This is a genomic window from Hymenobacter sp. M1-2, assembly GCF_057808495.1.
This window is the reverse complement of the sequence record NZ_JBTYZO010000014.1, coordinates 20,425-43,902: the sequence shown is the minus strand read 5'-3', so window position 1 is coordinate 43,902 and position 23,478 is coordinate 20,425. Positions and strand designations below refer to the sequence as shown.

General features: G+C 61.7%; 17 protein-coding genes and 1 tRNA gene. 11 read left to right on the top strand and 7 right to left on the bottom strand.

All coding sequences use genetic code 11. The features are described 5' to 3' along the window. The first annotated feature begins 328 nt into the window (after positions 1-328). From ACYSMN_RS14625 to ACYSMN_RS14600, 6 genes are all read left to right on the top strand, one after another. Positions 329-3,376, top strand: coding sequence for a hybrid sensor histidine kinase/response regulator transcription factor (locus ACYSMN_RS14625; protein ID WP_488924642.1), 3,048 nt, complete (start codon positions 329-331; stop codon positions 3,374-3,376). Positions 3,377-3,594: 218 nt separating this feature from the next. Beyond that, positions 3,595-4,491, top strand: coding sequence for an EamA family transporter (locus tag ACYSMN_RS14620; protein WP_488924641.1), 897 nt, complete (start codon positions 3,595-3,597; stop codon positions 4,489-4,491). Between the two features lie 294 nt (positions 4,492-4,785). Further along, the gene (locus ACYSMN_RS14615; protein WP_488924640.1) at positions 4,786-7,380 is read left to right on the top strand and encodes a YfhO family protein; all 2,595 of its coding nucleotides are present in this window, start codon (positions 4,786-4,788) and stop codon (positions 7,378-7,380) included. A 77-nt stretch (positions 7,381-7,457) separates the two neighbouring features. Then, positions 7,458-8,372 (top strand): 1-aminocyclopropane-1-carboxylate deaminase/D-cysteine desulfhydrase, encoded by a 915-nt coding sequence (locus tag ACYSMN_RS14610; RefSeq protein ID WP_488924639.1) that lies wholly within the window; start codon positions 7,458-7,460, stop codon positions 8,370-8,372. A 95-nt stretch (positions 8,373-8,467) separates the two neighbouring features. Next, a complete protein-coding gene (locus ACYSMN_RS14605) occupies positions 8,468-9,106 on the top strand; it encodes a DUF4230 domain-containing protein (protein ID WP_488924638.1) in 639 nt (212 codons plus the stop codon). Positions 9,107-9,141: 35 nt separating this feature from the next. Continuing rightward, the gene (locus ACYSMN_RS14600) at positions 9,142-9,582 is read left to right on the top strand and encodes a hypothetical protein (RefSeq protein ID WP_488924637.1); all 441 of its coding nucleotides are present in this window, start codon (positions 9,142-9,144) and stop codon (positions 9,580-9,582) included. Here the strand turns inward: ACYSMN_RS14600 and ACYSMN_RS14595 are convergent. Next, positions 9,579-10,091: a regulatory protein RecX gene (locus ACYSMN_RS14595; RefSeq protein WP_488924636.1), complete on the bottom strand. Its 513-nt coding sequence runs from the start codon at positions 10,089-10,091 to the stop codon at positions 9,579-9,581. The two genes, ACYSMN_RS14600 and ACYSMN_RS14595, sit on opposite strands and share 4 nt — an antisense overlap. Before the next feature lie 240 nt (positions 10,092-10,331). Between ACYSMN_RS14595 and ACYSMN_RS14590 the strand changes: the two genes are divergently transcribed. Both ACYSMN_RS14590 and ACYSMN_RS14585 read left to right on the top strand, forming a co-directional pair. Further along, positions 10,332-11,228: a DMT family transporter gene (locus ACYSMN_RS14590; RefSeq protein ID WP_488924635.1), complete on the top strand. Its 897-nt coding sequence runs from the start codon at positions 10,332-10,334 to the stop codon at positions 11,226-11,228. A gap of 261 nt (positions 11,229-11,489) precedes the next feature. Further along, a complete protein-coding gene (locus ACYSMN_RS14585) occupies positions 11,490-14,123 on the top strand; it encodes a DUF5686 and carboxypeptidase regulatory-like domain-containing protein (protein ID WP_488924634.1) in 2,634 nt (877 codons plus the stop codon). Positions 14,124-14,300: 177 nt separating this feature from the next. Here the strand turns inward: ACYSMN_RS14585 and ACYSMN_RS14580 are convergent, their stop codons facing one another. The 3 genes from ACYSMN_RS14580 to ACYSMN_RS14570 form a co-directional block, all read right to left on the bottom strand. Continuing rightward, complete coding sequence (locus tag ACYSMN_RS14580; RefSeq protein WP_488924633.1) at positions 14,301-14,582, bottom strand: DUF4834 family protein; 282 nt, start codon at positions 14,580-14,582, stop codon at positions 14,301-14,303. A 23-nt stretch (positions 14,583-14,605) separates the two neighbouring features. Continuing rightward, positions 14,606-15,355 carry an FkbM family methyltransferase gene (locus ACYSMN_RS14575; protein WP_488924632.1) on the bottom strand — a complete coding sequence of 250 codons (750 nt, stop codon included), beginning with the start codon at positions 15,353-15,355 and terminating at the stop codon, positions 14,606-14,608. Between the two features lie 193 nt (positions 15,356-15,548). Beyond that, positions 15,549-16,010: a hypothetical protein gene (locus tag ACYSMN_RS14570; protein ID WP_488924631.1), complete on the bottom strand. Its 462-nt coding sequence runs from the start codon at positions 16,008-16,010 to the stop codon at positions 15,549-15,551. 294 nt (positions 16,011-16,304) lie between these two features. Here ACYSMN_RS14570 and ACYSMN_RS14565 point away from each other — a divergent pair. From ACYSMN_RS14565 to ACYSMN_RS14555, 3 genes are all read left to right on the top strand, one after another. Next, positions 16,305-16,380 (top strand) — tRNA-Thr (locus ACYSMN_RS14565). A 134-nt stretch (positions 16,381-16,514) separates the two neighbouring features. Further along, entirely contained in the window at positions 16,515-17,795 is a 1,281-nt protein-coding gene (locus tag ACYSMN_RS14560) for a tyrosine-type recombinase/integrase (protein ID WP_488924630.1), read from the top strand. A gap of 399 nt (positions 17,796-18,194) precedes the next feature. Then, a complete protein-coding gene (locus ACYSMN_RS14555) occupies positions 18,195-19,400 on the top strand; it encodes a PAS domain-containing sensor histidine kinase (protein ID WP_488924629.1) in 1,206 nt (401 codons plus the stop codon). Positions 19,401-19,591: 191 nt separating this feature from the next. Here ACYSMN_RS14555 and ACYSMN_RS14550 read toward each other — a convergent pair whose 3' ends face one another. The 3 genes from ACYSMN_RS14550 to ACYSMN_RS14540 all read right to left on the bottom strand — a co-directional run bounded on the left by ACYSMN_RS14550 (position 19,592) and on the right by ACYSMN_RS14540 (position 23,469). After that, a complete protein-coding gene (locus tag ACYSMN_RS14550) occupies positions 19,592-20,011 on the bottom strand; it encodes a response regulator (RefSeq protein WP_488924628.1) in 420 nt (139 codons plus the stop codon). A gap of 36 nt (positions 20,012-20,047) precedes the next feature. Then, positions 20,048-22,939: a PAS domain-containing sensor histidine kinase gene (locus tag ACYSMN_RS14545; RefSeq protein WP_488924627.1), complete on the bottom strand. Its 2,892-nt coding sequence runs from the start codon at positions 22,937-22,939 to the stop codon at positions 20,048-20,050. A 341-nt stretch (positions 22,940-23,280) separates the two neighbouring features. Then, positions 23,281-23,469: a hypothetical protein gene (locus ACYSMN_RS14540; RefSeq protein WP_488924626.1), complete on the bottom strand. Its 189-nt coding sequence runs from the start codon at positions 23,467-23,469 to the stop codon at positions 23,281-23,283. Positions 23,470-23,478 lie beyond the last annotated feature (9 nt).

Here is a 23,478-nt window from a genome sequence, read left to right as displayed (position 1 = left end):
CCGACCGTGGGTGGCCGGATAAGGGGAAAGCCTGACGCGCCCGGCAAACGGTGAAAATGGAAGCGCGGAACGAACACAAAGCAAGAGCAGGCGGCTCAGGCGGGCGTTTGCGAGCGTTACAAAAGCCTTTGCTGACGTAGCAGAGGCTTTTGCGGAGGTTTCAAATATGTTTGCGGAGGTTGCGCCGTAACGTTTTTCTGGATTAGCGGCAGCAAAATCAAGGGCGAAGCGCCGTTATTTTGTTGGGTAACGCGCTTACCATCAGCGCCGCAAACTTTACCTTAGTGGGGCGACCTTGCTACCTTTCCCTTCACGCTGGTCACCGCTGATGAACCTTCGCCACTTTACCGTTTTACTCGGCGCTCTGCTCAGCGGGCTGGTGTCCATCGCTCAGTCCGCTCCTCCAGAGGCCATTGTCCCAGCTTCGCTCGACAGCGCCTTGGTACACCTCACGGCCCCGCAGGTTACGGCCGATGCCATGCAGCGCTTGGCGCCCGGCTCGCGCTGGCGTTACCAGCCCGGCCAGCCCGTCGGCTGGGCCAGCCCGGCCACCGACGACCGCGCCTGGCCCCTAGTCGATGCCTCGTTTCCGTTTAAGAGCGGCCCGCCGGGCTGGCGCGGTACGGGCTGCTTTCGCGCGTGGTTCACCCTCGATTCGGCCTTGCTTGGGCAGCCGCTGGGCTTTCGCTTTCGCCACGCGGGCGCTTCGGAAATTTACCTCGATGGGCAGCTGCTGGAACGCTTGGGTACCCTGGGCACCTCCCGCGCCAGCACCACGGGCTGGTGGCCGAGCCACCAAATGTTGCCCTTTATGCTGCGCGAAGCCGGCCCGCACCTGCTGGCCGTGCGCTTCGCCCGGTTCGACCCCTGGCCGTCGAACGTGAACAGCGGCTTCACGGTGCGGGTGGCCCCGGCACCGCGGCTCATAGCCGAAAATCTGACTATCCTACGCTTGGCCGATGCCAATATCATCGTCATGGCGGGCGCGGCCGTGCTGATGATGCTGCACCTGTTTCTCTTCCTGTACTACCGGTCCCAACGCGCCAACCTGTATGGCAGCCTCTACATGGCGGCCCTGTTGGCCTCGGGCTGGTTCCGGTACTGCTCGTTTGTCCGCAGCGGGATGCCGGTGCGCTTTTGGTGCAACGTGGGCTTCGAGGCCAACTTAGCGCTCGGCAGTGTAATGCTGCTGGCCTTTGCCTACGCCATCTGCCAGCAGCGCGTGCCGTGGCGGTGGCTGGGGCTGCTGGGCGGTGGCTGGCTGGGCGCAGTGGCCTGGCACGCGAGCCATCCGCTCTGGAACATCAGGCCGGTAAGTGGTGGGCTGGTGGTGCTCTCTTTTCTGAACATGTTCGGGGTACTGGGCGGGGCGCTGCGTCGGCGCCAGCCGGGCATCTGGCTGGTGGCGGTGGGGGCATTCTGCACGTTACTGGTGTATGCGTTTACAGCCAGCCCGGCTTTTCAGCAGCGCGGCAACGACGTGGCGCTGCCCTACGACTTGGGCGTGCAAGCGGGCTTGCTGCTGCTGCCCGTCTGCCTCTCGCTCTACCTGGCCCGCGACTTTGCCGTGACGCGCCGTAGCCTCGAAGCGCAGCTGCGCCAGGTGCAGGAGCTTTCTGCCCAAACCCGCCGCCAGGAAGCCGAGCGCCAGCAGCTCATCAGCGCCCAAAACGAGCGCCTCGAAAGCACCGTGCGCGCCCGCACCGAGGAAATCAGCGCCCAAAACCTCGTGTTGGCGGCGCAGCGCGACGAGATAAGCGCCCAGGCCGACCAGCTGCGGACGCTGGACGAAGCCAAAACCCGCTTCTTCACCAACATCACCCACGAATTCCGCACCCCGCTCACGCTCATGCTCGGGCCCGCAGCTCAAATTGCGGCCGATACCCGTGAGCCCGGCACCCGTCAGCAGGCCGAACTGGTGCAGCGCAACGCCCAGCGCCTGCTGCACCTCATCAACCAGCTGCTGGACCTGAGCCGCCTCGACGCCGGCCAGCAGGTTCCGCACCCCGCGCCGGGCGAGGTGGTCGGCTTCGTGCGCGGCGTGGTGGGGTCGTTTGAGTCGCTGGCCCGGCAGCGCGGCGTGGCCTGGTCGTTCGAAGCCAACCCGCCCGAGCTGCTGGTCGATTTCGATGCCGACGTGCTGGAGAAAGTGCTGGCCAACCTGCTCGCTAATGCGTTCAAGTTCACCCCGCCCGCCGGCACCGTCGCGGTGCGTCTGGAGCAGGAGCCGAGCCCTGCGCCAGCCCCGGCCACGTGGGTGGCCCTGACGGTCAGCGACACGGGCTGCGGCATTGCCCCGGCCCAGCTGCCGCACGTATTCGACCGATTCTACCAGGCCGACAACTCGCACACTCACGAGCAGGAAGGCACCGGCATTGGCCTGGCGCTGACCAAAGAGCTGGTTGAGCTGCACGGAGGCACTATTGCCCTTAGCAGCGAGCCGGGCCGTGGCACCACCGCCGTGGTGCGGCTGCCGCTGGCCGTGGCCGGCGAGGCGCGCGCGACCGTTATGACCGATGGGCCGGCGGCGGCGGTGGCCGCCATCGACGTGCAGGCGCTCGGCCCCGCGGCCGAGTCCCTCAAAGTCCCCTCATCTCCGGAAGACTCATCCGCGGAAACTCCGCTGCTGCTGCTGATTGAAGACAATGCCGACGTGCGCGCCTACCTGCGCACCTTGTTGGCGGCTCACTACCAGCTGCTGACGGCCGAAAACGGGGCCACCGGCGTTGCCCTCGCCGTGGAGCACCTGCCCGACCTCGTGCTGACCGACGCCATGATGCCCCGCCTCGACGGCTACGGCGTGTGCCGGGAGCTGAAGCAGGACGAACGCACCAGCCACATTCCCATCGTGATGCTCACCGCCAAGGCCGACTTGCCCAGCAAGCTCCAGAGCCTGGACATCGGTGCCGACGCGTACCTGACCAAGCCGTTTGAGCGCGCGGAGCTGCTCGCCCAGCTGCGCAACCTGGTGCGCGGCCGTCGGCAGCTCCAGGCCGCCTACCGCCGCGGCCTAGCGCCCCCGCCGCCCGGGCCTCAATCCCTGGAGGAAATCTTCCTCGGCAAAGTGCGGGAGGTCATCGCGCGCTTTCTCGACGACGACACCCTGAGCGTGGAAATCCTGAGCCGGGAATTGGGCCTGAGCCGTACTCAATTGCACCGCAAGCTCAAGGCCCTGACCGACCTGGCCCCCGGTGATTTTATTCGCATGGTTCGGCTGCAGCGGGCGCACGAGCTGCTGGCGGGTGGGGGCGCCACCGTGGCCGAAGTAGCCTACCAGGTAGGCTATGCCAACCCGGCCAACTTTTCCACCAGCTTCTCCCGCCACTTTGGCTACGCGCCGAGCAATACGCCCCACGACGCGAAGCAAAGCCTGTAAAAGCACCGCATCTTTCGCAAACGAAGCATTCTGAAACGGTCATGCTGAGTTTGTCAAAGCATCTCCATTATTTCGTTTGAGACGTTGCAACGAAGCGGTAGAGATGCTTCGACAGGCTCAGCATGACCGTTTTTATTTGGTGCAGACAACTGCTGGTACGTGTCTGTAGGACCGGCGGGCGGGGTGGCTACCTTTGCAGCTTCCTTGAATCAGCTGCTTTGAAACTTTCCCAACATCATTTGGCCGCGTTGGCGGCTTTTCTTATCTGGGGCTTCTTCCCGGTTCCTCTTCGCTTGCTGCACGGCTACGCCAGCGGCCAAATTCTCTTCTTCCGCATTCTGCTCTCATTGGTGCTGCTGGGCCTGATTCATGGTTTGGGCCGGCGCCAGATCGTGCAAGCCACTTTCAAACAATGGCGGGCCGCTCCGGTGGCGGAACGGCGGCAGGTGGCTTTCAGCACGGGCCTGGGCGGAGTGCTGCTGACTTCCAACTGGCTGCTGTTTATCTACGTGGTGAACCAGGTGAGCGTGCAGGCCGGCTCGTTTGCCTACCTCATCTGCCCCATCCTGACGGCGCTGTTGGGCTTTTTGCTGCTGCGCGAAAAACTGCGGAGTAACCAGTGGGTAGCTATAGCCCTGAGCGCGCTGAGCTGCGTGCTGCTAGGCGCCGGCGACCTGCGTACGGTGCTCATGAGCTTGGTGGTGGCCCTCACGTATGCTTTCTACCTGATCACGCAGCGCCGCCTGCAAGGGTACGACCGGCTGGTGCTGCTCACGGTGCAATTGGCTCTGGCGGCGGCCCTGATTCTGCCGTTAGCTCCGTTGCTCGGGGCTCAGCCGCTTGTGGGGTTCCGGGATGTACACCTGCTTCTTATTACGGCGCTACTGAGCGCCGCCTTCACGGTGCTGCCGCTGTTTTTGAACCTGTACGCGCTGAACGTACTGCCGTCCGGGACGGTGGGGATTCTCATGTACCTCAACCCGCTGGTGAGCTTCGTGCTGGCTTTTTGGTATTTCGGGGAAGCGGCTACGCCCGTACAAGGCGCGGCGTATGGCGTCATTCTGGGGTCGGTAGTGCTGTATAACATGTCGTTTCAGCGGCGGCTTAGCTCTTAGCCTTCTCACATTCTGGCGGTTCAGAGAAAAGACACCCATACGCTGTATTACTTGAAGGACTTTCTGGTGTCAGCTAACGTCTCGCACTCGGTTGGCTCTAGCTGTTTCCGCCCTCCTACAAGCAGTTACAATTGAACAATACTCCGGTCAAGCACCCCCAACCCCTCCTCATCTGAGGAGGGGAGCTAGGCCTAAATCCACAGCTAGTTCCCCCTCTCTGAAGGAGAGGGGGCTAGGGGGTGAGGCCAATCGTTGTTACCTTCGGGGCGTTTTCGCTCACTATTCTCCTGCTGAATGACTACCGTTTCTTCCGCGCCGGCCGTGGCGCCCGTTACCGTGCCGTTGTGGCAGCGGGTCCTGCCCCACTTGCTGGCCGTGCTGGTGTTTCTGGCTTTGGCCGTGCTCTACTTCTCCCCCATCGTGTTCGATGGCAAGACGCTGGCCCAACACGACATCGTGCAGTTCAACGGGGGCGCGCACGAGGCGCAGGTATACCGCGAGACGACCGGCGAGGAAGCCCTCTGGACCAACTCCATGTTCTCGGGAATGCCGACCTACCTCATCAGCACCCGTTTCCCCGGCGACCTGAGCATTTACCTGCAAAAGATCTTCACCCTCGGGCTGCCGGGGGTGGTGGCCAATTTGTTTCTGGCGCTGGTGTGCGGCTACGTGCTGTTTGTGGCGCTGGGGCTGCGGCCGTTGGTGAGCGGCGTGGGTGCCATTGCGCTAGGTTTCACCAGCTACAACCTCGTGATTCTGGCAGCGGGCCATAACACCAAAAGCATTGCCCTGGCCTACGCTCCTCTTGTGCTGGCGGGCATTCTGGTGGCGTTTCGGCGCAATAAGTGGCTAGGAACCGGCCTGTTCACGGTGGGGCTGGCCATGAATATCCGGGCCAACCACTTGCAAATCACCTATTACCTGCTGCTGCTGGTGTTCGTATTCGGCATCGTGGAGCTGATTGGGGCGTTTCGGGAAAAACGTTTGGCCGATTTCCTGGGCCGCGCGGCGCTGCTGAGCGTGGCGGCGGTGCTAGCGGTGGGCGTGAGCTTTGGGCGTCTTTATACCACCCTCGAATACGGCAAATACAGCATTCGCGGCAAATCGGAGCTGAAGACGCCGGGGCCCAGCGCAAGTCCGCAGGCCGCACCGGCTGCGGGTGAAGATGGCGGCGGCTCCGGCCTCGACCGAGACTATGCCTTCGGGTGGAGCTACGGCGTGGGCGAAACTATTACGCTACTCATTCCCAACTTCTACGGCGGCGCCTCGCAAAGCAAGCTCAGCGACGATTCGGCGACTGGCAAGGCCCTCAGCGTGCTGGGCGTACCACCGGTACAACTCAGCGACTATCTGGCGCACATGCCGACGTATTGGGGCGACCAGCCCGTAACGAGCGGGCCGGTGTACGTGGGCGCTATCGTGTGCTTTCTGTTCGTGCTGGGGCTGTTCGTGGCCGACCGCCGGACGCGCACTTGGCTGCTGGCGGGCACTATTTTGTCGATTGTGCTGGCCTGGGGCAAGAACTTCGAGACGTTCAACTACCTGATGTTTGACTACTTCCCCGGCTACAACAAATTCCGCTCGGTGAGCATGGCCCTGGTGATTGCGCAACTGGCTATGCCGCTGCTGGCCGTGCTGGCCTTGGCCCGAGTACTGCGCGGCAGCGCGCCCGCCGCGCCAGTAGCTGGTGCCAGCACGCACCCCAGCCTCGCTGCTTTGGGCTTCAAGCCCGCTGACGCCCCCGAAACCACCGACCTCAAACGCAAGCTGCTGCTCTCCCTGGGCATCACGGTGGGCATTTGCGTGCTGGCTTTTCTGATTGGCTTGGGAGCCGACTTCTCGTCGCCGGTGGATGCGCAAATGCAGCAGCAAGGCTTCCCAGTAGATGCCATCCGCCAGGACCGCGCCGCGCTGCTCCGGGGCGACGTGTTTCGCTCCATTGTGTTTATCGTGCTGGCGGCGGGTACGCTGTGGTTTTACCTGCAGCGCAAGCTCTCGGCTAGCATGGCCGCCGCGCTGGTAGGGCTGTTTACGCTCGTGGATTTGTGGGCCGTGGATAAGCGCTACCTCAACGACTCCAACTTCCAGACCCAAACTATAGCGCAGCAGTTCGTGCCCACGGCCGCCGATCAGCAGATTCTGCAAGACAAGGACCTGAGTTACCGCGTGCTGAACACGGCCAATCCGTTCAACGAGGCCAACACGTCCTATTTCCACAAAAGCATCGGCGGCTACCACGGGGCCAAGCTGCGCCGCTACCAGGATTTGATTGACCGGCAGATTTCGCAGAATAATACGCAGGTGCTCAACATGCTCAACACCCGCTACGTGATTCTGCCGGCGCAGCCGGGCCAGCAGGGGCAGCCCGACCAGCCGGAGCAGGTGCAGCGTAACCCCGGCGCGCTTGGCAACGCCTGGTTCGTAACCGATATTGAGAAGGTGCAGACGCCCGACCAGGAAATTGCGGCCCTCACCAAGCTCAACGCGGGCACGACGGCCGTGGTGGACGTAACGAAGTTTCCGCTCAGCAAAACCAGCTACGACGCGGCCGGCTCCACCATTGCCCTCACCAAATACTCGCCCAACGCCCTCACCTACCGTGCCACGGCCGCGGCCGATGGCTTCGTGGTGTTTTCGGAAATCTACTACGCCGATGGCTGGAATGCCTACCTCGACGGCAAGCCGGTGCCCTATGTGCGGGCCAACTACGTGCTGCGCGCCATGCAAGTGCCGGCCGGTTCGCACACCATCGAGTTCCGGTTTGAGCCCACGGAATACGGCATCGGCAACACGGTTTCGCTGGTGTCGTCGGGGCTGCTGATTCTGGTGTTGCTGGGGCTGCTGGTATATACGGTGCGGCGGCCGGGTGGCGAGCCGGCGTTGGTGTAGCGTTTCTCGCAGTGTTTCGCGGGTGTTGGCGCTGTGTTTCGCAGTGTTCTGATGGTTGAAAACTGCGCGGAATTCCTATGCTCATCCAGCCGCTCGAAGAACCTGAAGCCATGCGCCGCGGTATTCGGCTGCTCTTGCTGCGTGATGATCTGGCGCACCCAGAATTGCCGGGCAACAAGTGGCGCAAGCTTAAATACAACCTCGCGGAAGCTCAGCGCCTCGGTCATCATACGCTGCTGACTTTCGGGGGCGCTTTTTCCAACCACATTGCCGCCGTAGCCGCGGCTGGCCGCCTCACTGGGCTGCGCACTATCGGCATCATCCGGGGCGAAGAAACTGAGCCGCTCAACCCCACCCTCGCCCAGGCCACCGCCGACGGTATGCAGCTGCGGTATCTGGATAGGGAAACCTACCGCCACAAGCAGGAACCGGCGTTTCTGGCGGAGCTGCTGCGCGAAACCGGCCCGGCTTACGTCATTCCTGAAGGCGGCTCCAACTATCTCGCGCTACCCGGCTGCGCCGAATTGGTAACGGAGCTAGCGACGGAAACCGACTTCCATTACCTCTGCGTAGCCTGCGGCACGGGCGGCACTCTGGCTGGCCTACTCACTGGCTTGGCGCCGCAACAGCAAGCAGTAGGCGTAGCGGCCCTCAAAAACGGTAGTTTCCTCCGCGCCGACATCGACGCGCTGACGCAAGCCGGCACCAACCGCGCTTACCCCAACTACGACCTGCGCACGGAATATCACTTCGGGGGCTACGCTCGGTTTTCCGCGGAGCTGCTGCGCTTCATTGAGCAATTCCAAACCCGCCACGGGGTGCTACTAGACCCCATCTACACCGGCAAGCTGCTGTTCGGCGTACTCGACTTGCTGCGCCAAGACTATTTCGCGCCCGGCTCCACCGTCGTGACAGTGCACACGGGCGGCCTCCAAGGCTGGTCCGGCTACCGCCAACGGTTCGGAAACCGCCACGCCTGGTGGCCAAGTTGAGCCATCAAAACCCCGCGGAACACTGCGAGAAATATCTTTGAAGGATAAATTTCCAAGCCCACGTATACGCATGGGCTTGTCCTCACTCTCCCTGCATGTCGTCCATTCCGCTTTTGCTTCGCCGTTTGCTGCCGCTGTTGTTTCTGCTGGGCCTGGGCTGGTTTCTCTGGACGAAAGTTCGGCCCGCCCTGAGTGAGTTCGAAAACCCGCTCAATCCGGCGCCCCGGATCACGGTCACGCACAATACAGTGCTCGAAAAAGTGGAAAGTCTGGGCCGGCTAGAGCTGGTGCGCTACCGTTTCAAGGACGTGGTGGAGTACAAGCAAAGCACCTACCGCCTGCTGCCCGACGCCAAAGTGGCCCTCATCGTGGCCGGCGACGCCGTGGGCTGCCTCGACCTGCGCAAGGTGCGCCCCCAGGATGTGGTATTCGAAGGCGACTCGCTCGTGCGCGTGGCGCTGCCGCCCGCCGAGCTGTGTACCTGGCAAATCAATCATAGCCAAAGCCGAGTGTACAGCGTCGAGAACGGCTTTTTCAAGGATGCCGAGTTGGTGGATGCCGGCTACAAATACGCCGAGCAAAACGTGCGGCGCGCGGCTCTGCAATCTGGTATCCTGGCCCAAACGGAGCAAAATGCCCAGCAAATTTTGCGGCCCATGCTCGAAACCCTGACCGGCCGCCGCGTGGTGCTCACGCAGCAAATGCAGAATCCGCAGCTGCCGGCGCGGCGGTAGCGGGCTACTTATCACTTGTTTCTATTGCCCAAGCAATGACCATCTCCGAAGCCCAGGACCTGCTCCTAGCACACGCCGGCGCCCATCCCGACATGGGGCACCCGCTGCTGGAAAATGGCTTTTTGGGCATGCTTCGCCCCTACCGTGGCTTGATAGAGCGCAATTTCCACGAAGTGATGCACGCCTTGCAAGTGCTGGCTCCCACCCTGCAAACCACCACGGCTCTCGACCGAAATCTTATGAGCGCACTGTGGGTAATTTGCCATTACGGCCGGGCCTGGGCACTGGAGCCGGAAGGCATGCTCCGGCGCAACAACCTCATCCTCGATGCCGACGTGGAGCGGCTGGGCGAATGGCTCGACATCATTTCCTACGCTGTAGCAACCTTGCTGGAAGGTATGGCACTTGAAGAGGCTTTTGAGCCCTATACATTTTATCAGCAAGACGCCTCGGCCGCGCCACCTACGGGAAGCTAGTCCTCGTCGTCTGGTTCCGGCGCTTTGCCGAGGTCGTCGAGGGCCATTTTTATCAGGTCCGACTCGTAGCCTTTGGCGGTGAGGAAAAGCTGGATTTTCTGGCGGCGCGCCCGGGGGTTCCGCTCCTTTTCCTGCCGGTCTTTCTTTTCCAGCACGTCTACCAGGTTCTGGTAGTATTCGTCGCCGTCTATTTCCTTGAGGCCGGCTTTGATGCAGTACTCCGAAATACCTTTCTGCTTCAGATCCTGCACAATGCGGCGGCGGCCCCACTTCTTGTGCCGGTAGTGGCCCCGCACGAAAGCCTTGGCAAAACGCTCCTCGTCCAGCAGCTTCTCGCGGCTCAGCCGGATAATAATTTCGCCGGCCTCGTCCTCGTCTAGTCCGTAGCTGCGCAGCTTGGCCTCTACTTCCTTCTGGTTACGCTCCTGGTAGGCGCAAAAGGCGGCTATTTTCTGCAGCGCCTCGCCTGGCGTATAGGTCTTTTGCTTTTTGTCGGATTGATTCATCATAGGGAAAGATAACGCCGAACCCTAGCCGGAAGTGCGTTTTTAGCTGAACTAAGCCAAGAGCTATGAAACGGGTATGGGTCCTGTTGGGGCAATGAGCAGGTAGTTAGTAGACCGTCCTGCTTCATCTGGCGTCTGCTGCTTGAAGTATCTTTACCGCTTCGTTGGGGTTGCGTAAACCCGCTGTCCAGCTGAAACCGCGCCTGGACTTGACGGTTGTAGCTTCATTGGCCCGCCGCTTTTATGCCCTTCTTCTCCCCTGGGGTACGCTACATGCTACTGAGCACGCTCTGTTTTGCGCTGCTGAATGTGTGCGTGAAGCTGCTCTCCCACCTGCCACCGCTCGAAATTATCTTCTTTCGCTCCGTTCTTTCGCTGGCGCTCAGCTACGGGGCCTTACGACAAGCGCGGGTACTGCCGTGGGGGCAGCCGCAAAGCCGCTTCTACCTGCTTTCCCGCGGCACTACGGGCGCGCTGGCGCTGGTGCTTTACTTCTACACGCTCCACACCATGCCGCTGGCTTCGGCCGTTACCATTCAGTATCTGGCGCCCATTTTCACGGCCATTCTGGGCATCTTTATCGTGAAGGAGCGGGTGCGGTTCTGGCAGTGGATGTTTTTCCTGGTTTCCTTCGCGGGCGTAGTGGTGGTGAAAGGCGTAGATACTCGCATTGCGCCGCAGTACCTGGCGATGGGCGTGGCCTCGGCGGTTTTTTCGGGCTTGTCTTACAATTCCATCCGCAAAATGGGCAGCCAAGAGCACCCAATGGTGATTGTACTCTACTCGCAGCTGGTGGTGCTGCCGTTTAGCGCGGCGTATTGTCTCTGGGACTGGACCACGCCTACGGGCTGGCAAGACTGGGGCCTGCTCCTACTCACGGGTGTTTTCACGCAACTCTCTCAACTCTACAAAACCAAAGCCTACCAAACCGGCCCGCTAGCCAGCATCAGCAGCCTCGATTACCTCGGTATTCTATATGCGCTGGGGCTGGGTTTCGTGTTTTTCAGTGAAACGTTCGGGCTGCCGTCCTACCTGGGCATGGCGCTGGTGCTGCTGGGCGTGGCGTTGAATGCCGGCTACGCTATCCGGCAGTCGCGCAAAGTGGCGGCGGTACCAGCCGTAGAAGAAGTAGCCACCTGAATCGTTGCTCGAAAGGCCGAGTCTGCCCGCTGCTCAGTGTTTGGCCTGGTTGCCGGAACTGTGAGCGAAAGTTGGCGTTACAGTTAAGCTGCCGGCCCTACGTAATGGCGCCTATTCTTTTCTGTAGACCCAGACACACTACGCTTGTCTTACTTCTCATGTCTCACTGTCTCCTATCTCCTGCCCGCTAAATCACAACCTTCAGACAACCTCGCACCCTCGTATTCTATCTATCTTGGCAAAAGCTCTTGTCCACGCTCCATGTCGCGCTATTTACTGCTCTTACTACTCTTTCTAACGGCTAGCACGGCGCATGCCGGCATCGTGCGTGGGCGCGTTTCCGATGGGCAGGGCGCGGGCCTTCCCTTCGCCAACGTGGCTGTGCGCACCACTACTACCAGCACCGCCACCAACGAGCAAGGCGACTATCAGCTCCGCCTGCCGGCTGGCAGCTACGAGTTGGTGTTCCAGTACGTCGGTTACAAGCCGCGCATAGAAACGGTGCGCGTGGCCGGCGGCGACACGCTGCTCACTTTCAACGTGAAGCTGGAACCCGAAAGCTACAAGCTCCGCGAAGTGGTGGTGCGCGCCTCCGACCGGGACCCCGCCTACGCCATTATTCAGCAGGCGCAGCAGTGGCGGCGCTACCACCGCCGCGAGGTGGCCGCCTTCAAAGCCCGCGCCTACATTAAGGCGCTCGGGCGTTTCGTGGAAGTACCGGGCAAGATTCTGGGCCTCATGAAAGTGGGGCCGGACTTCAAGCCGGGTATTTTTTACTTGTCGGAATCGGTGTCAGAGATGAGCTTCCGGCAGCCCAACGTGGTGCAGGAACGCATGATTTCCTCGCGCGTGAGCGGCGACGCCAAAGGCATCAGCTTCAATCGGGCGGGGCGCGGGGCGGGCCTCAATTTCTACGAGAACATCCTGAAAAGCGGCTTTTCGGAGCGCGGCTTCGTGTCGCCGATTGCGGATGGGGCGCTGCTATTTTACAAGTACGAGTTGGAAGGCACCACCCAGCAAAACGGCGTTTCAGTGCACAAAATCCGCGTGACGCCGCGCCGCCGCACCGACCCCGTGTTTTCGTCGGGCCACATTTACATCGTGGACGGGACGTGGCGCATTCATTCTGTCTCGCTCAACCTCGACAAAAACGCCCAGCTCGATTACGTGGAGAAGTTCCACATCGAGCAGCTGTACGCCCCCGCGCCCGGCCCCTCCGACGTGTGGGTGATTCAGTCGCAGAAGATTACGGTGGACTTCACGGCTTTCGGCTTCAAAGGCAACGGCTACCTCACGGCTGTGCTGTCCAACTACAAAGTGACGCCGACCTACCCCAACCGCCCCGGGCCTACCGCTGCGTCACCCGCCCCAACGGACAAAGAGCCTGCCGAGGCCTCCGTTACCCGCGAAACCGTGGCCGACATCCGCAAGCAGAAACCCAAGCTCAGCGGCCTCAACCGCGAGGTGCGCCGCCAGACCCGCCTCGCCGAGCGCGATACGGCCGGCCTGAGCATCGGCAAAATGAAGCGCGGCGAGGTGATGCTGGTAGAAAAAGGCGTAAACGAGCGGGATTCGAGCTACTGGGACAGCGTGCGGCCTATTCCGCTAACGCAGGAAGAGCAGAAAGACTACCACGAGAAAGACAGCAGTGAAGTGGTGCGCAACTCGCGCCCCTACCAGGACTCGCTCGACCGGAAACGCAACGAAGTGGAAGTAAGCAAGCTGCTGCTAACCGGCTACACCTATGCCAACACCTTCCGCAAACGCTCCTGGTACGTGGCGCCGGTGTTTAACATCGTCAACTACAACACCGTGGAGGGCACCGTGGTCAATCCCCAGGCCACCTTCACGCAACGCACCGACGACCGGCGAGTGTATTCCATCACGCCGTCGTTGCGCTATGGGTTCAGCAACGAATTGCTCAGCCCGAGCGTGGCGGCCACCTGGCAGATGCACCCGGTGCGCCTGGCGCGGCTAAGTCTGAAAGCCGGCCGCACCATCGAAAACTTCGACCCGTTCACGCAACTCACGCCCTTCATCAACACCTATTACACGCTGCTTGAAAACCGCAACTACGCCAAGCTCTACCGCCGCGACGGGGCCCAGCTGGGGTACGAGGCCGAGGTGATAAACGGGTTGCGGCTGCAAGGCACCCTGAGCTACTACGACCGGCGGGAGTTGCAAAATACGAGCATAGAGCTGTGGCGCGACCGGCTTGGCGTGGCCTTCACGCCCAATGAGCCCATAAATGAAGAATTGCCCGGCGGCACCAGCTTTGGCCGCAACCAATCCTTGGCTTTTGAGCTGACGGCGTCTTTGCGGCCCGGCCAACGCTACATCACCCGCCCCGACGGCAAGTATAATCTCGGCTCAAAAGCGCCCACGTTCGGGGGCACCTGGCGGCAGGGCATTGGCGGGGTGCTGGGGTCCGATGTGCGCTATACGTTGCTGGAAGCTAGTATCCGCCAGACGGTTGGCCTGGGTTTGTTCGGCACCAGCACGTACCGGGTGGCTGCGGGCGGCTTTGTGGGCTCGCGCCGGCTCTCGTTCATGGATTATCGTCACTTCAGCGGCAACCGTACCTACCTGGCCAGCGACTTCAGCCAGTTTCAGCTGCTCGACTACTATCGGTTCAGCACCCGGAGCGGCTTTTTGGAGGCGCACTACAACCATCATTTCAACGGCTTCTTCCTGAACAAAATCCCGCTGCTGCGGCAGTTGAAGTGGCAGGAAGTGGCCTCGCTCAACTACCTCACCACCGAGCAGGCCGGGCATTACGTGGAAATTGGGGTGGGCCTAGAGCATATTTTCAAGCTGCTGCGCGTAGACTTCTACACCGGCCTGCAATCTGGCCGCCGCGTAGGAACCGGCCTGCGGCTAGGCATAGGCTTCTAGGGTTTTGTGTCATTGCGAGGCGCAGCCGTGGCAATCCTTCCGCTCTTAGCACCAAACCTATCTTACTTAAGCAGAAAGCCCTTGACGTTGGCAGGCGTCAAGGGCTTATCTATGTAGAAAACTAGTCTCAGAGAGAGGACGGATTGCTTCGCGCTGCTCGCAATGACAGTGGGGAGTTTACTTGACTTCCTCGAACTCCACGTAGTCGCCGCCTTGGAACTCTTGAGGCTTGGTAGCGCGAGGTGTGGGCGGCACGTAATCTACGCGCACTTGCCCGGTGGCATCGGCGCCATTGCGTGGCGGCTCAGGAGCTGGTCCGAACGGGGCCCCGCCAAACTGCTGAGCGTGGCGGCGGGCCTGTTTTTGCAGGAATCCAACCACCAGATACCGCATCAGCACGGGCAGCACGAAGCGCAGGACGAGGGAGATGAGGAAGAATATGAGCAGGAACTTGACCATCAAAAAGCAGCTGCGGAGGCGGGTTAGGCAGGTTGAAAGTAAAAGTCGGCGATGACGGCGCTGGCTAGTTGTGCTTCGGAGCACGGCACGAGTTCAGAACGCGCCGACAACACAAATGGTTTATAGCCTAGCTTGGCTAGCACGCTCACCACAGCCCGGCGGTTTTCCAGTCCGTTTAGCTCCGTCTGAATAAGCGGCCGGAAGCGCCGCAAGGTTGCCTGCATGTGCCGAAATACCTCGTGCTCGAAGCCTTCCACATCACACTTCACGAAGTCGAGGCGGGGCAGATGGGCCAGCAGGTCGTCGGGCACGCGCATGGGCACGTCGTAGGTGCGGGCGTAGTGTTCCTGGGGGTTGCTAGCCGCTACTTTGGTCATGCCGTGGTGCAGCAGGCCGTCACGCTCCGGGGTGCCCATCTGCACGGTGGTGTTTTGGCCGCCGAGCGCGTAGGGCAGCAGCGTGAGGTTGTTGAAGCCGCTGCTTTTCACGTTGTCGCGCCAGATGGCCTGAAAATCGGGAATGGGCTCCACGGCCAGCACCTGCCCCTCCGCCCCCACCAGCCGCGACAGCGCCACGGAGTAGTAGCCCAGGTTGGCGCCAATATCCAAGCACACAAAGCCGGGCTGAATGATCTGCTTTAGAAAAAATAGCTCCGGATACTTCTGTCGGCCCCAGCCTGCCCCCACCAGCCGCAGGTACACGCCGCTCACGAAACGAATGTATCGCTCGAAGCCAAGCGTGCGGACCAGAAGTTTGCGGAGGGCTTTCATCATTGTGCCGCAAAGATGCCGGAAAGCCAGGAAATACGCGGCCGACTGAAACGCAGTGCTTATACAGTAATAAGTGCTGGCAGACCCGCAACACGGCAATCTGTTCCGCGACAAGCGAAGCGAGTTTTTAAGCAGGTGAGATAGATGGTGCGGTACTGCTTATTCGCTCTATTCGTGTGCGGAACGTAAAGCCGTACTACGGTCGCTTACTACTCCACCACCGCGATGCTCCAGCCGCTGCCAAACCGCCAGCTAAGTACCATGCTACAGTCATCAGCTTGGTTTGCGGCGTGCGGTTGCTAGGCGCTTCTCCTAGGCCCAGTGGGCCCGGCAATACCACGCCGCCAATACCAGCCGCCAGCCCCAGCACCGTTCCCCGCGTCCACACGCCGCGCCCTGTTCCAACCAAGCTATAGTAGAGGCCATTGCTTAGGATGTCGCCTAGCATAGTGAGGCCGTATGCCGTGTCATCGTTGGGTTGCGGGGCATTGGCCTTGCCGAGCAGCTTGCGCAAGCCGCGCATACCTAATACGTCCATACGGGGCGCATCAGCGGGCCGTAGTTGGCGGACGGTTTCGTGCAGCGCAGTAAGCAGGACGGCACCAGCTAGGCCGCTTAGCAGCGCCTGAGGGAGCCTGGCGTTTTTCTGTTGCTTCATCAGGGTAGATTTTGATTAGAGCTTCTTGTTTCAGAAACGCCAAAGCTTTACTCGGGGTTGATGTGGCGCTTGCTCTCAGTCTGGAGTAAGATTACCTAGCCTGCCCCACATCCATTCTCAGCTCACAACTCGCGCAACGACAGTTATACCAAGCACCACCTGGTAGAAGCGCAGTCCTACGATAGCGCCTGTTTCACTGGCTTGGCTGTTTGTAAAAAATGCAGGCGGCACTTGTGTGGTTTTCCCTGGGCTTTCTATCTTTGCAGCCCCTGCTGGAGTTGTCAGCTCGGAAATGCCTCTTTAGCTCAGTTGGTAGAGCAGCTCATTCGTAATGAGCAGGTCGTTGGTTCGAGTCCAATAAGGGGCTCCATTATCTAATCCCGGCAAACCCGGAAAACCGCATATCTGGCACCAGAAGCGGTTTTCCGGGTTTTTTGCGTTTGGACTAATCCCGCATTTAAGCCCATCTAATCCCCTATTCAAGCCACACTTCCAGCCACAGTTATGACCATTCAATTTTACCTCCGGGACCCAGATTCCCAGACGCCCACCGCGGTGTATCTGCTAGCCCGCTTCCAGACCCAACGCTTGCGGCTGAGCACCAATGAAAAATGCTTGCCTTCGCAGTGGGACGCCAAGCGACAGCAGTTCCGCCGTTCGTTCCCTGGCTACCAGGATGCGAATGATCTACTAGCGGCTTTATCGACGCGGGTGGTAGAGGCGTACCGGCGGCAGCGGGCTGATGGGCTCACACCGTCGCCTACGTCCTTAAAACAGGCATTAAATCCGGCATCTGCTCCGGTGGTGCGGGAACAACGGTTGCCCGTGCTGATGGAGGAATTTCGGGAGGTAGCCCGCGGGCGGGGCTACAGGCACGAAACTCTACGGCACTACCTAGTCGTACGCAACTGGCTGCGGGACTTTGAGCAGCATAGCGGACAGCCACTACTGGCCGAGTCCTATACTCTGGCTGACCACGATGCTCTGCTGCATTATCTGACCATCACGCGCAAGCTGGGCCCGAATACAATCTATACAGCCCTGAAAGACCTGAAAACGGTGCTTAACTATCTGAAACGGGACCGTGGGTATACGCTCAGCATCGACGTGCGCAGCATCAAGGTCACGAGTGTAGAGGTTGAAAAGGTATACCTATCTGCTACTGAGCTAGAGCGGCTGGAAACAGCGGTGCTGCCGTCTACGCTGGTGCCGGTGCGGGACGTATTTCTGTTTTGCTGCTACACAGGGTTGCGCTACTCCGATGTATTGCAGCTACATGCGGGCAACGTCTCGAGCTGGGATGGGAGCCAAGTGCTACGGCTCACGCAGAGCAAGACCAGGCGGTCGGTGAGCATTTACCTGACAGCGGCAGCGCAGGCTATCCTTCAGCGATACGACGGGGACCGGGCCCGGCTCCTGCCGGTATACCAAAACCAAGTAATGAACCGCTACCTGAAACGTATCTGTCGGCTGGCTGTGCTGACGGACTGCGTAGAAGTGGTAGAGATGTTGCAAGGTCGGGTGGTGAAAAGCCAGCAGTACAAATATGAGCTAGTGACTATGCATACCGCGCGCCATACTTTCGCCACGCAAAGCCTGCTGCGGGGTATGCCAGTGGAAGTATTGCAAAAAGTTTTAGGCCATACCAACATCAAGACCACGCTCATCTACGCGAAGATCGTCGAGGACTTTCAGCACCAGACGATGCGCCGCATTTGGGAGGGTCAGAAAGATAATGCTGTCGACGTGTTGAACTCTGTGTGTAAGGTAGAACCGGCAGCTTAAGGCGACACCTGATAAGACACGATGACCTTGTTTAGCAGACCAAAGGTTCAAACTACCGCATAGCTATTAGAGTGGCATATCAAGAATCCTGTTACTCCTAGGTGAACATAATGCATCGCGCTCAAGGTTGTTTCAGGTTCTTTGTGACACTCAACCTGCACGGCGAGTTTGACTTCTCCGACGATGCCCTCAAAGACTCGCTTCGCTTTAACATGGAAGTCCTCTTTGCCTTCAACTGGTAACAGGTTCCGGCCCCGTCCAATTAACTTTTGGACCAAGCTTTTAACCGAGAACACCGTTGAGGCGTAAGCTAAATACGGGGCTTATGAATGGTGCTGTGTCCATCCCATATTGTATCTTGCCCTTCCCCTAACGCTCCGCTTCCGGCTTTGCTACGCCATGAAAACGCCTGCTGACCTGCTGACCCTGGAATTAGAAAACGCGGCGCTGCGCGAGGAAAACCGGCAGCTGCGCGCCGGCCGGAAGGTGGCGCGGGCCGCGCAGGATGCCTCTGACGAGCGAGAGCAGCAGCAGGAACGGTTTCGGACGGTGTTTGAAAACTCGCCCTTTGGGCAGAAAATCATCACCCCGGACTTGCTCATCACGCAGGCCAATCGCGCGGTGGTGGAGATGCTGGGCTGTGCGGGCCTGGACGAGGTGGTGGGCCGCGAAATCATGGACTTTGCCCACCCCGAGCACCGGGACGACTGGCGCTTTCTGCAGCAGCGGCTCTGGAGCCACAAGCTGCCGCACTTTACGCTGGAAACCCGGCTGGTGCGCCCCGACGGCTCTACTTTTTGGTGCCAGGTCACCTCCATTCGGTTCCCGGACGGCGCGGACGGCCAGGAATTGGGCTACACGCTGCTGGAAGACATCAGCGACCGCAAGGCCCTGGAAGAGTCGCTCAAGCGGCTCTACGACGCGCAGGAAACGATTCTGCATCTGGTCACGCACGACTTGAAAGCCCCCATTGGCCACGTGCAGATGCTGGCCGAGCTGCTGCAGCACCAGGTGGACGAGGCCACTTTCGCGACGGAGGACCCGGCGGAAACGGTGCAGTTCCTATCGCTTATCCGCCGAGCCTGCGCCACGGCCAACAAGCTGGTGCAGGACGTGCTGCTCGTCGGCACGCTCGACGCCGCCAAGCTGCCCCTGAAGCCCACCGAGCTGGGGGCCTGGCTGGCCTACACGCTGGAGCCCCACCAGCTGGTGGCGCAGCACAAGGGCCTGACGCTAACCCTGGACCGGCCGGCGGCGCCCGTGACGGCGAACGTGAACCCGGACGCCCTCGGGCGGGTGGTGGACAACCTGGTGAGCAACGCGCTCAAGTTTACCCCAACCGGAGGAAGCATTACGGTAGGGCTGCAGGAGCGGGAAGGCCGGGCGCTGCTCACGGTGCGCGACACGGGCATCGGCATCCCCGCGGCGCTGCAGCCCACTCTGTTTGAGAAGTTCAGCCCGTCGGCCCGTTCGGGCGTGGGGGGCGAGGCCAGCACGGGGCTGGGCATGTTCATCGCCTGGCAGATTGTGCAGCAGCACCGCGGCAAGCTGTGGGTGGAAAGCCAGGAGGGCGCGGGCACCTGCTTCTTTATGGAGCTGACCTAAGCACGTCCGCGCGGTACGCTGACACCGGTTCTCCCTGGGATGGGACGATTTCGTTGTCGGGCAAAGGGAAATCGGGCGTTTTGTCCATATGCCAGGTCGATACCCACACGGAACGCGGGGCCAACAGCGGATGGGTCGCCCCGGCGGTGTGGCAACGCAGACGGGAAAGAACGTGCCAACGCGGGGGCGGCTTACCCGGCGGGCTGGCCGAAGTGCTCGTGCAGCAGGTGGGTTACTTTTTCGCGGGTGAGGGGCTTGGTGAGGTAGCCGGCGATGGGCAGGCCCTGCATCTGCTCCACGTCCTTCGGGTTGAGCGAGGTGGTGAGCATGATGATGACCACCGTGGGGTTCTGGCGCTCGGGCCGCTGGGCGTAGACCTGCAGAAACTCGAAGCCGTTCATGAGGGGCATCTTCATGTCGAGCAGAATCAGGGCCGGGCAGGAGGGCGAGGTGGGTTGCTCGCAGTGGGCGTGCAGCAGGTCGAGGGCCTCCTGGCCGTTGCCGGCCACGAGGACGGTGTCAGCGACGGCCATGCGCCGGAGCAGCTTTTGGTTGAGAAAGTTGGTGGTGTCGTCGTCGTCGACGAGCAGGGTGCAGGAAATGGCGGCCATGAGGGGTCAGCGGGTGGAGGCAAGGAAGTAATCCGCTTACGCAGCCGGGGCCGCCGCGTGGGGCAGGTACACCAAAAAAGTGGTGCCGGTTCCTAGCTGGCTGTGCACCTCGATGCGCCCGCCGGCGTTTTCGACTATGCGCTTGACCATGTAGAGGCCGATGCCGGTGCCCTCGACGTGGTCGTGGAAGCGCTGGAACATGCCGAAGAGTTTGGACAGCTGCCCATCGGCCATGCCGAGGCCGTTGTCGTGTACTTCGAGCACGGTGTAGCCGTCGCGAACATGGCCCCGCACGTCGACGTGGGGCGTGCGGTCGGGATGCCGGTACTTCACGGCGTTGCTGAGCAGGTTGTACACCACCGAGCGCAGGTTTTTCTCCGAAAACGGAATGGGCGGCAGGGCCGCCACGTCCACCGTGAGGCGGGTCCGGGTGGCCTGCAGCAACGGGGCCAGGTCCTGCCGAACGCCTTCGATAACGCCGGCCAGGTTAAGCAGGGTGGTGGCGGGGGCGTGCTCTTTCTGGAGCTTGGAGACTTCCGTGAGGTGGTCGATGGTGCGCTTGAAGCGTTCCACGGCGTCCAGCATGCGGGTCAGCGTGGGAGCAATTTCCTCGTCCCGGGTCACGGCCGGGGGCAACTCTTCCTGCAGCAGGTAGAGCAGGCCTTCAATGTTGGAGATGGGCGCTTTGAGGTCGTGGCTGGCCGTGTAGATGAAGTTGTCCAGGTCCACGTTCGTACGCGTGAGTTGGACGTTGGCGTCGCCCAACTCCTCGTTGGTGGCCTGCAATGCTTCGTTGAGCTCCTGCACCCGCTGCCGGGCCCGCACCTGCTCGCTCACGTCGGTGGCCACACACACGATGCCCGCCACCTGGCCGTCGTCGGCGTGCAGGGGCTGGTACACAAAGTTGTAGTACCCGGGCTGGCCGGGCGAGTGGTGAGCGAGCATAACTTCTTGCTCCTGGGCCACGAACGGGGTGCCGGTGCGGCGCACGCCGGCCAGCAGCTCGGCCAAGCCCTGGTCGCGCAGCTCGGGCAGCGCCTGGAAAAAGGGCTGGCCCAGCAACTCCTCCAGCGGGCGGCCCAGCATCCGGCCCATCGGCGGGTTGACGAGGTCAAGCACGTAGTCTTCGCCCTGAAACACGCACACGGCCACCGGGGCCTGGGCAAACACGGCCTGCAGCTGCTGCTGCTGGGCCTCGCGCTCTTGGCGGGCCAGCACCTGCTCGGTCACGTCGAAGGCGAAGACGGAAACGCCCGCCACCGCGCCGTTTTCGCGGTAGGCCTGGTAGGTGAAGTTGAAGTAGTGGGGGCGCGGGGCCTCACCAGCCGCTGGCGGGGGCGTGTAGGGCTGTTCCTGCCCGAAGTGGGTTTCGCCGGACTGGTACACGCGGTCCATGAGGGCCGTGAACCCCTGCGTGACTAGCTCCGGCGCAGCTTCGGCCGTGTCGCGGCCCCGCAGCGGGCGGCCGGGGAAAAACGCCTGATAGGCCGGGTTCACGTACTCGAAGCGGTGGCCGGGGTCGCGCAGCAGGGCTATCGCCGCCGGGGTTTGCTCGAATACCTGGTAGAGCGCGGCGCGCTGCTCGGCCTGCTGCCGGGCGGCGGCCAGCAGCTGGGCCTGCAAGGCATCGGCCTGCTGCCGGGCTTGCACGAGCTCGGTGACCTCGAAGCCAAAGACGAGCACGCCGTCGATGCGCCCGTGCTCGTCGTAGCGCGGCTGCTGGACGTAGTTGAAGTAGCGGTCCTCCAGCGCCCCGCCGTCGGTGCGGGCTAGGGGCGTGTGCAGGGCCTGCTGCCAGATGGGTTCGCCCGTGTCGAACACCCGCCGCATGGTGTGGTAGGCGGCGTGGTCGGTGAGTTCGGGCAGGGCGTCGAGCAAGGGCTTGCCCAGCAGCGGGCGGTCGGGGAAAAACTGCTGGTAAATGGGGTTGACCAGCTCGAAGACCAGTTCCGGGCCGCCCAGGATACAAATGGCGGCCGGGGCCTGCGCAAACAAGCGCTCCAGGCGCTGACTCTGCACGTTTACTTGCCGGGTGCGCTCCTGCACCCGGGCGTCGAGCTCCCGGGCCAGCTGCTCGGCCCGCTGGCGGGCCAGCACGTGCTCGGTCACGTCGGTGCCGATGGAGACGATGCCGCTGATGCGGCCGTCGGGCTGGCGCTCGGGCTGGAACACGAAGTTCCAGTACACCACCTCCGGCTGCCCGTTGCGCACGATGGTGGTGGGCAGCTCGTGGGCCGTGTACGGCGTGCCGGTCGTGTACACCCCGTCGAAGAGGGCCACCACGGCGGGGTCGGCCGCTTCGGGCAGCACCTCGAACACGGGGCGGTGGCGCACCTGCTCCCAGGTCCGGTCCCAGATGGCCAGCGCGGCGGCGTTGGCTTGCTCCACCCGGTACTCGGGCCCGCGGTAAAGCACCGCCGCCGCCGGGGCCTGCATCATAAATTCCCGCAGCTCGTTGCGCTGGTACTCGGCGTCGGCGCGGGCTTCGCGCTCGCGGGCCTGGGCCTCGCGCAGGGCCAGCTCCACGGCGCTGCGGTCCTGGTCACTGGTGTCGGTGAAGCTCACCACCAGCCACTCGCCGCTGCGGCGGGCGGCCAGGCGGAAGTAGTTGTCCAAGCCGTCGGCCTGGTAGTTGACTTCGTGCAGGCCGGTGTACCCGTCCGTATACGCGCGCCGGTAGTAGGCGAGAATGCCGGCGGAGATGGTGTGCGGGAAACGGGTGAGCAGCGTGCCGCCGGGTTGGGCTGCCAAGCCGGTCATGCGCTGGCCGGCGGGGTTGAGGTACTCGATGGCAAAATCCTTGATTTCCCCGGCCGGGTCGTACACCGGGCGCAACACGTTGACCCCAGTAAGGGAGACGGCCAGCAGGTCGTGCAGAAGGCTGTCGGGGAAGGGAAGCGGCACCATCGCGCCGGAAGCAGCATCCATAAGCACAGCAGCAAAGCGAGTAGCGCAGCCGCCCGGTCGAGGCCGCTGCCGTTTAGTAGAAAAAGTAAAGCCCCGACCCGGCGGTGGGATATTGGTAACGGTAGGCGCAGCGGTCTGGACATCAGACCACGCGAATAAAGGTACCCAACAGCACGCGATGCCCACCTATACGTACCGACCAGGCAATAAGCGAGGTCGCATCAGCGAAAATAAGCATGACATCCGAACCGGGAAGCAGTAGTGGAGCAGTAGTGGAGGGGAGTCTATTCACACTGCTCACGTGGAGGCAGCTGCACCGTCATCGCTCCCCGGTGGTCAGCTGGACAAATGACACGATAACCTTACTTGAGGGCGGCGGCTACCTCGTGCTCAGGCAGGCCGGTGAAGCGGCAGAACTCACCGATGGACACATAGGAACCGGCTGGTTTGCCCAGGTGCCGGCGCACCCGTTGCAGCAGACGCTTGGCACCGTCGTAGCTGTGGCCGGTGAGCGTGGCAACGTCTTTCGGGAATACACAAACCTGGGGCATCGTGGGGTA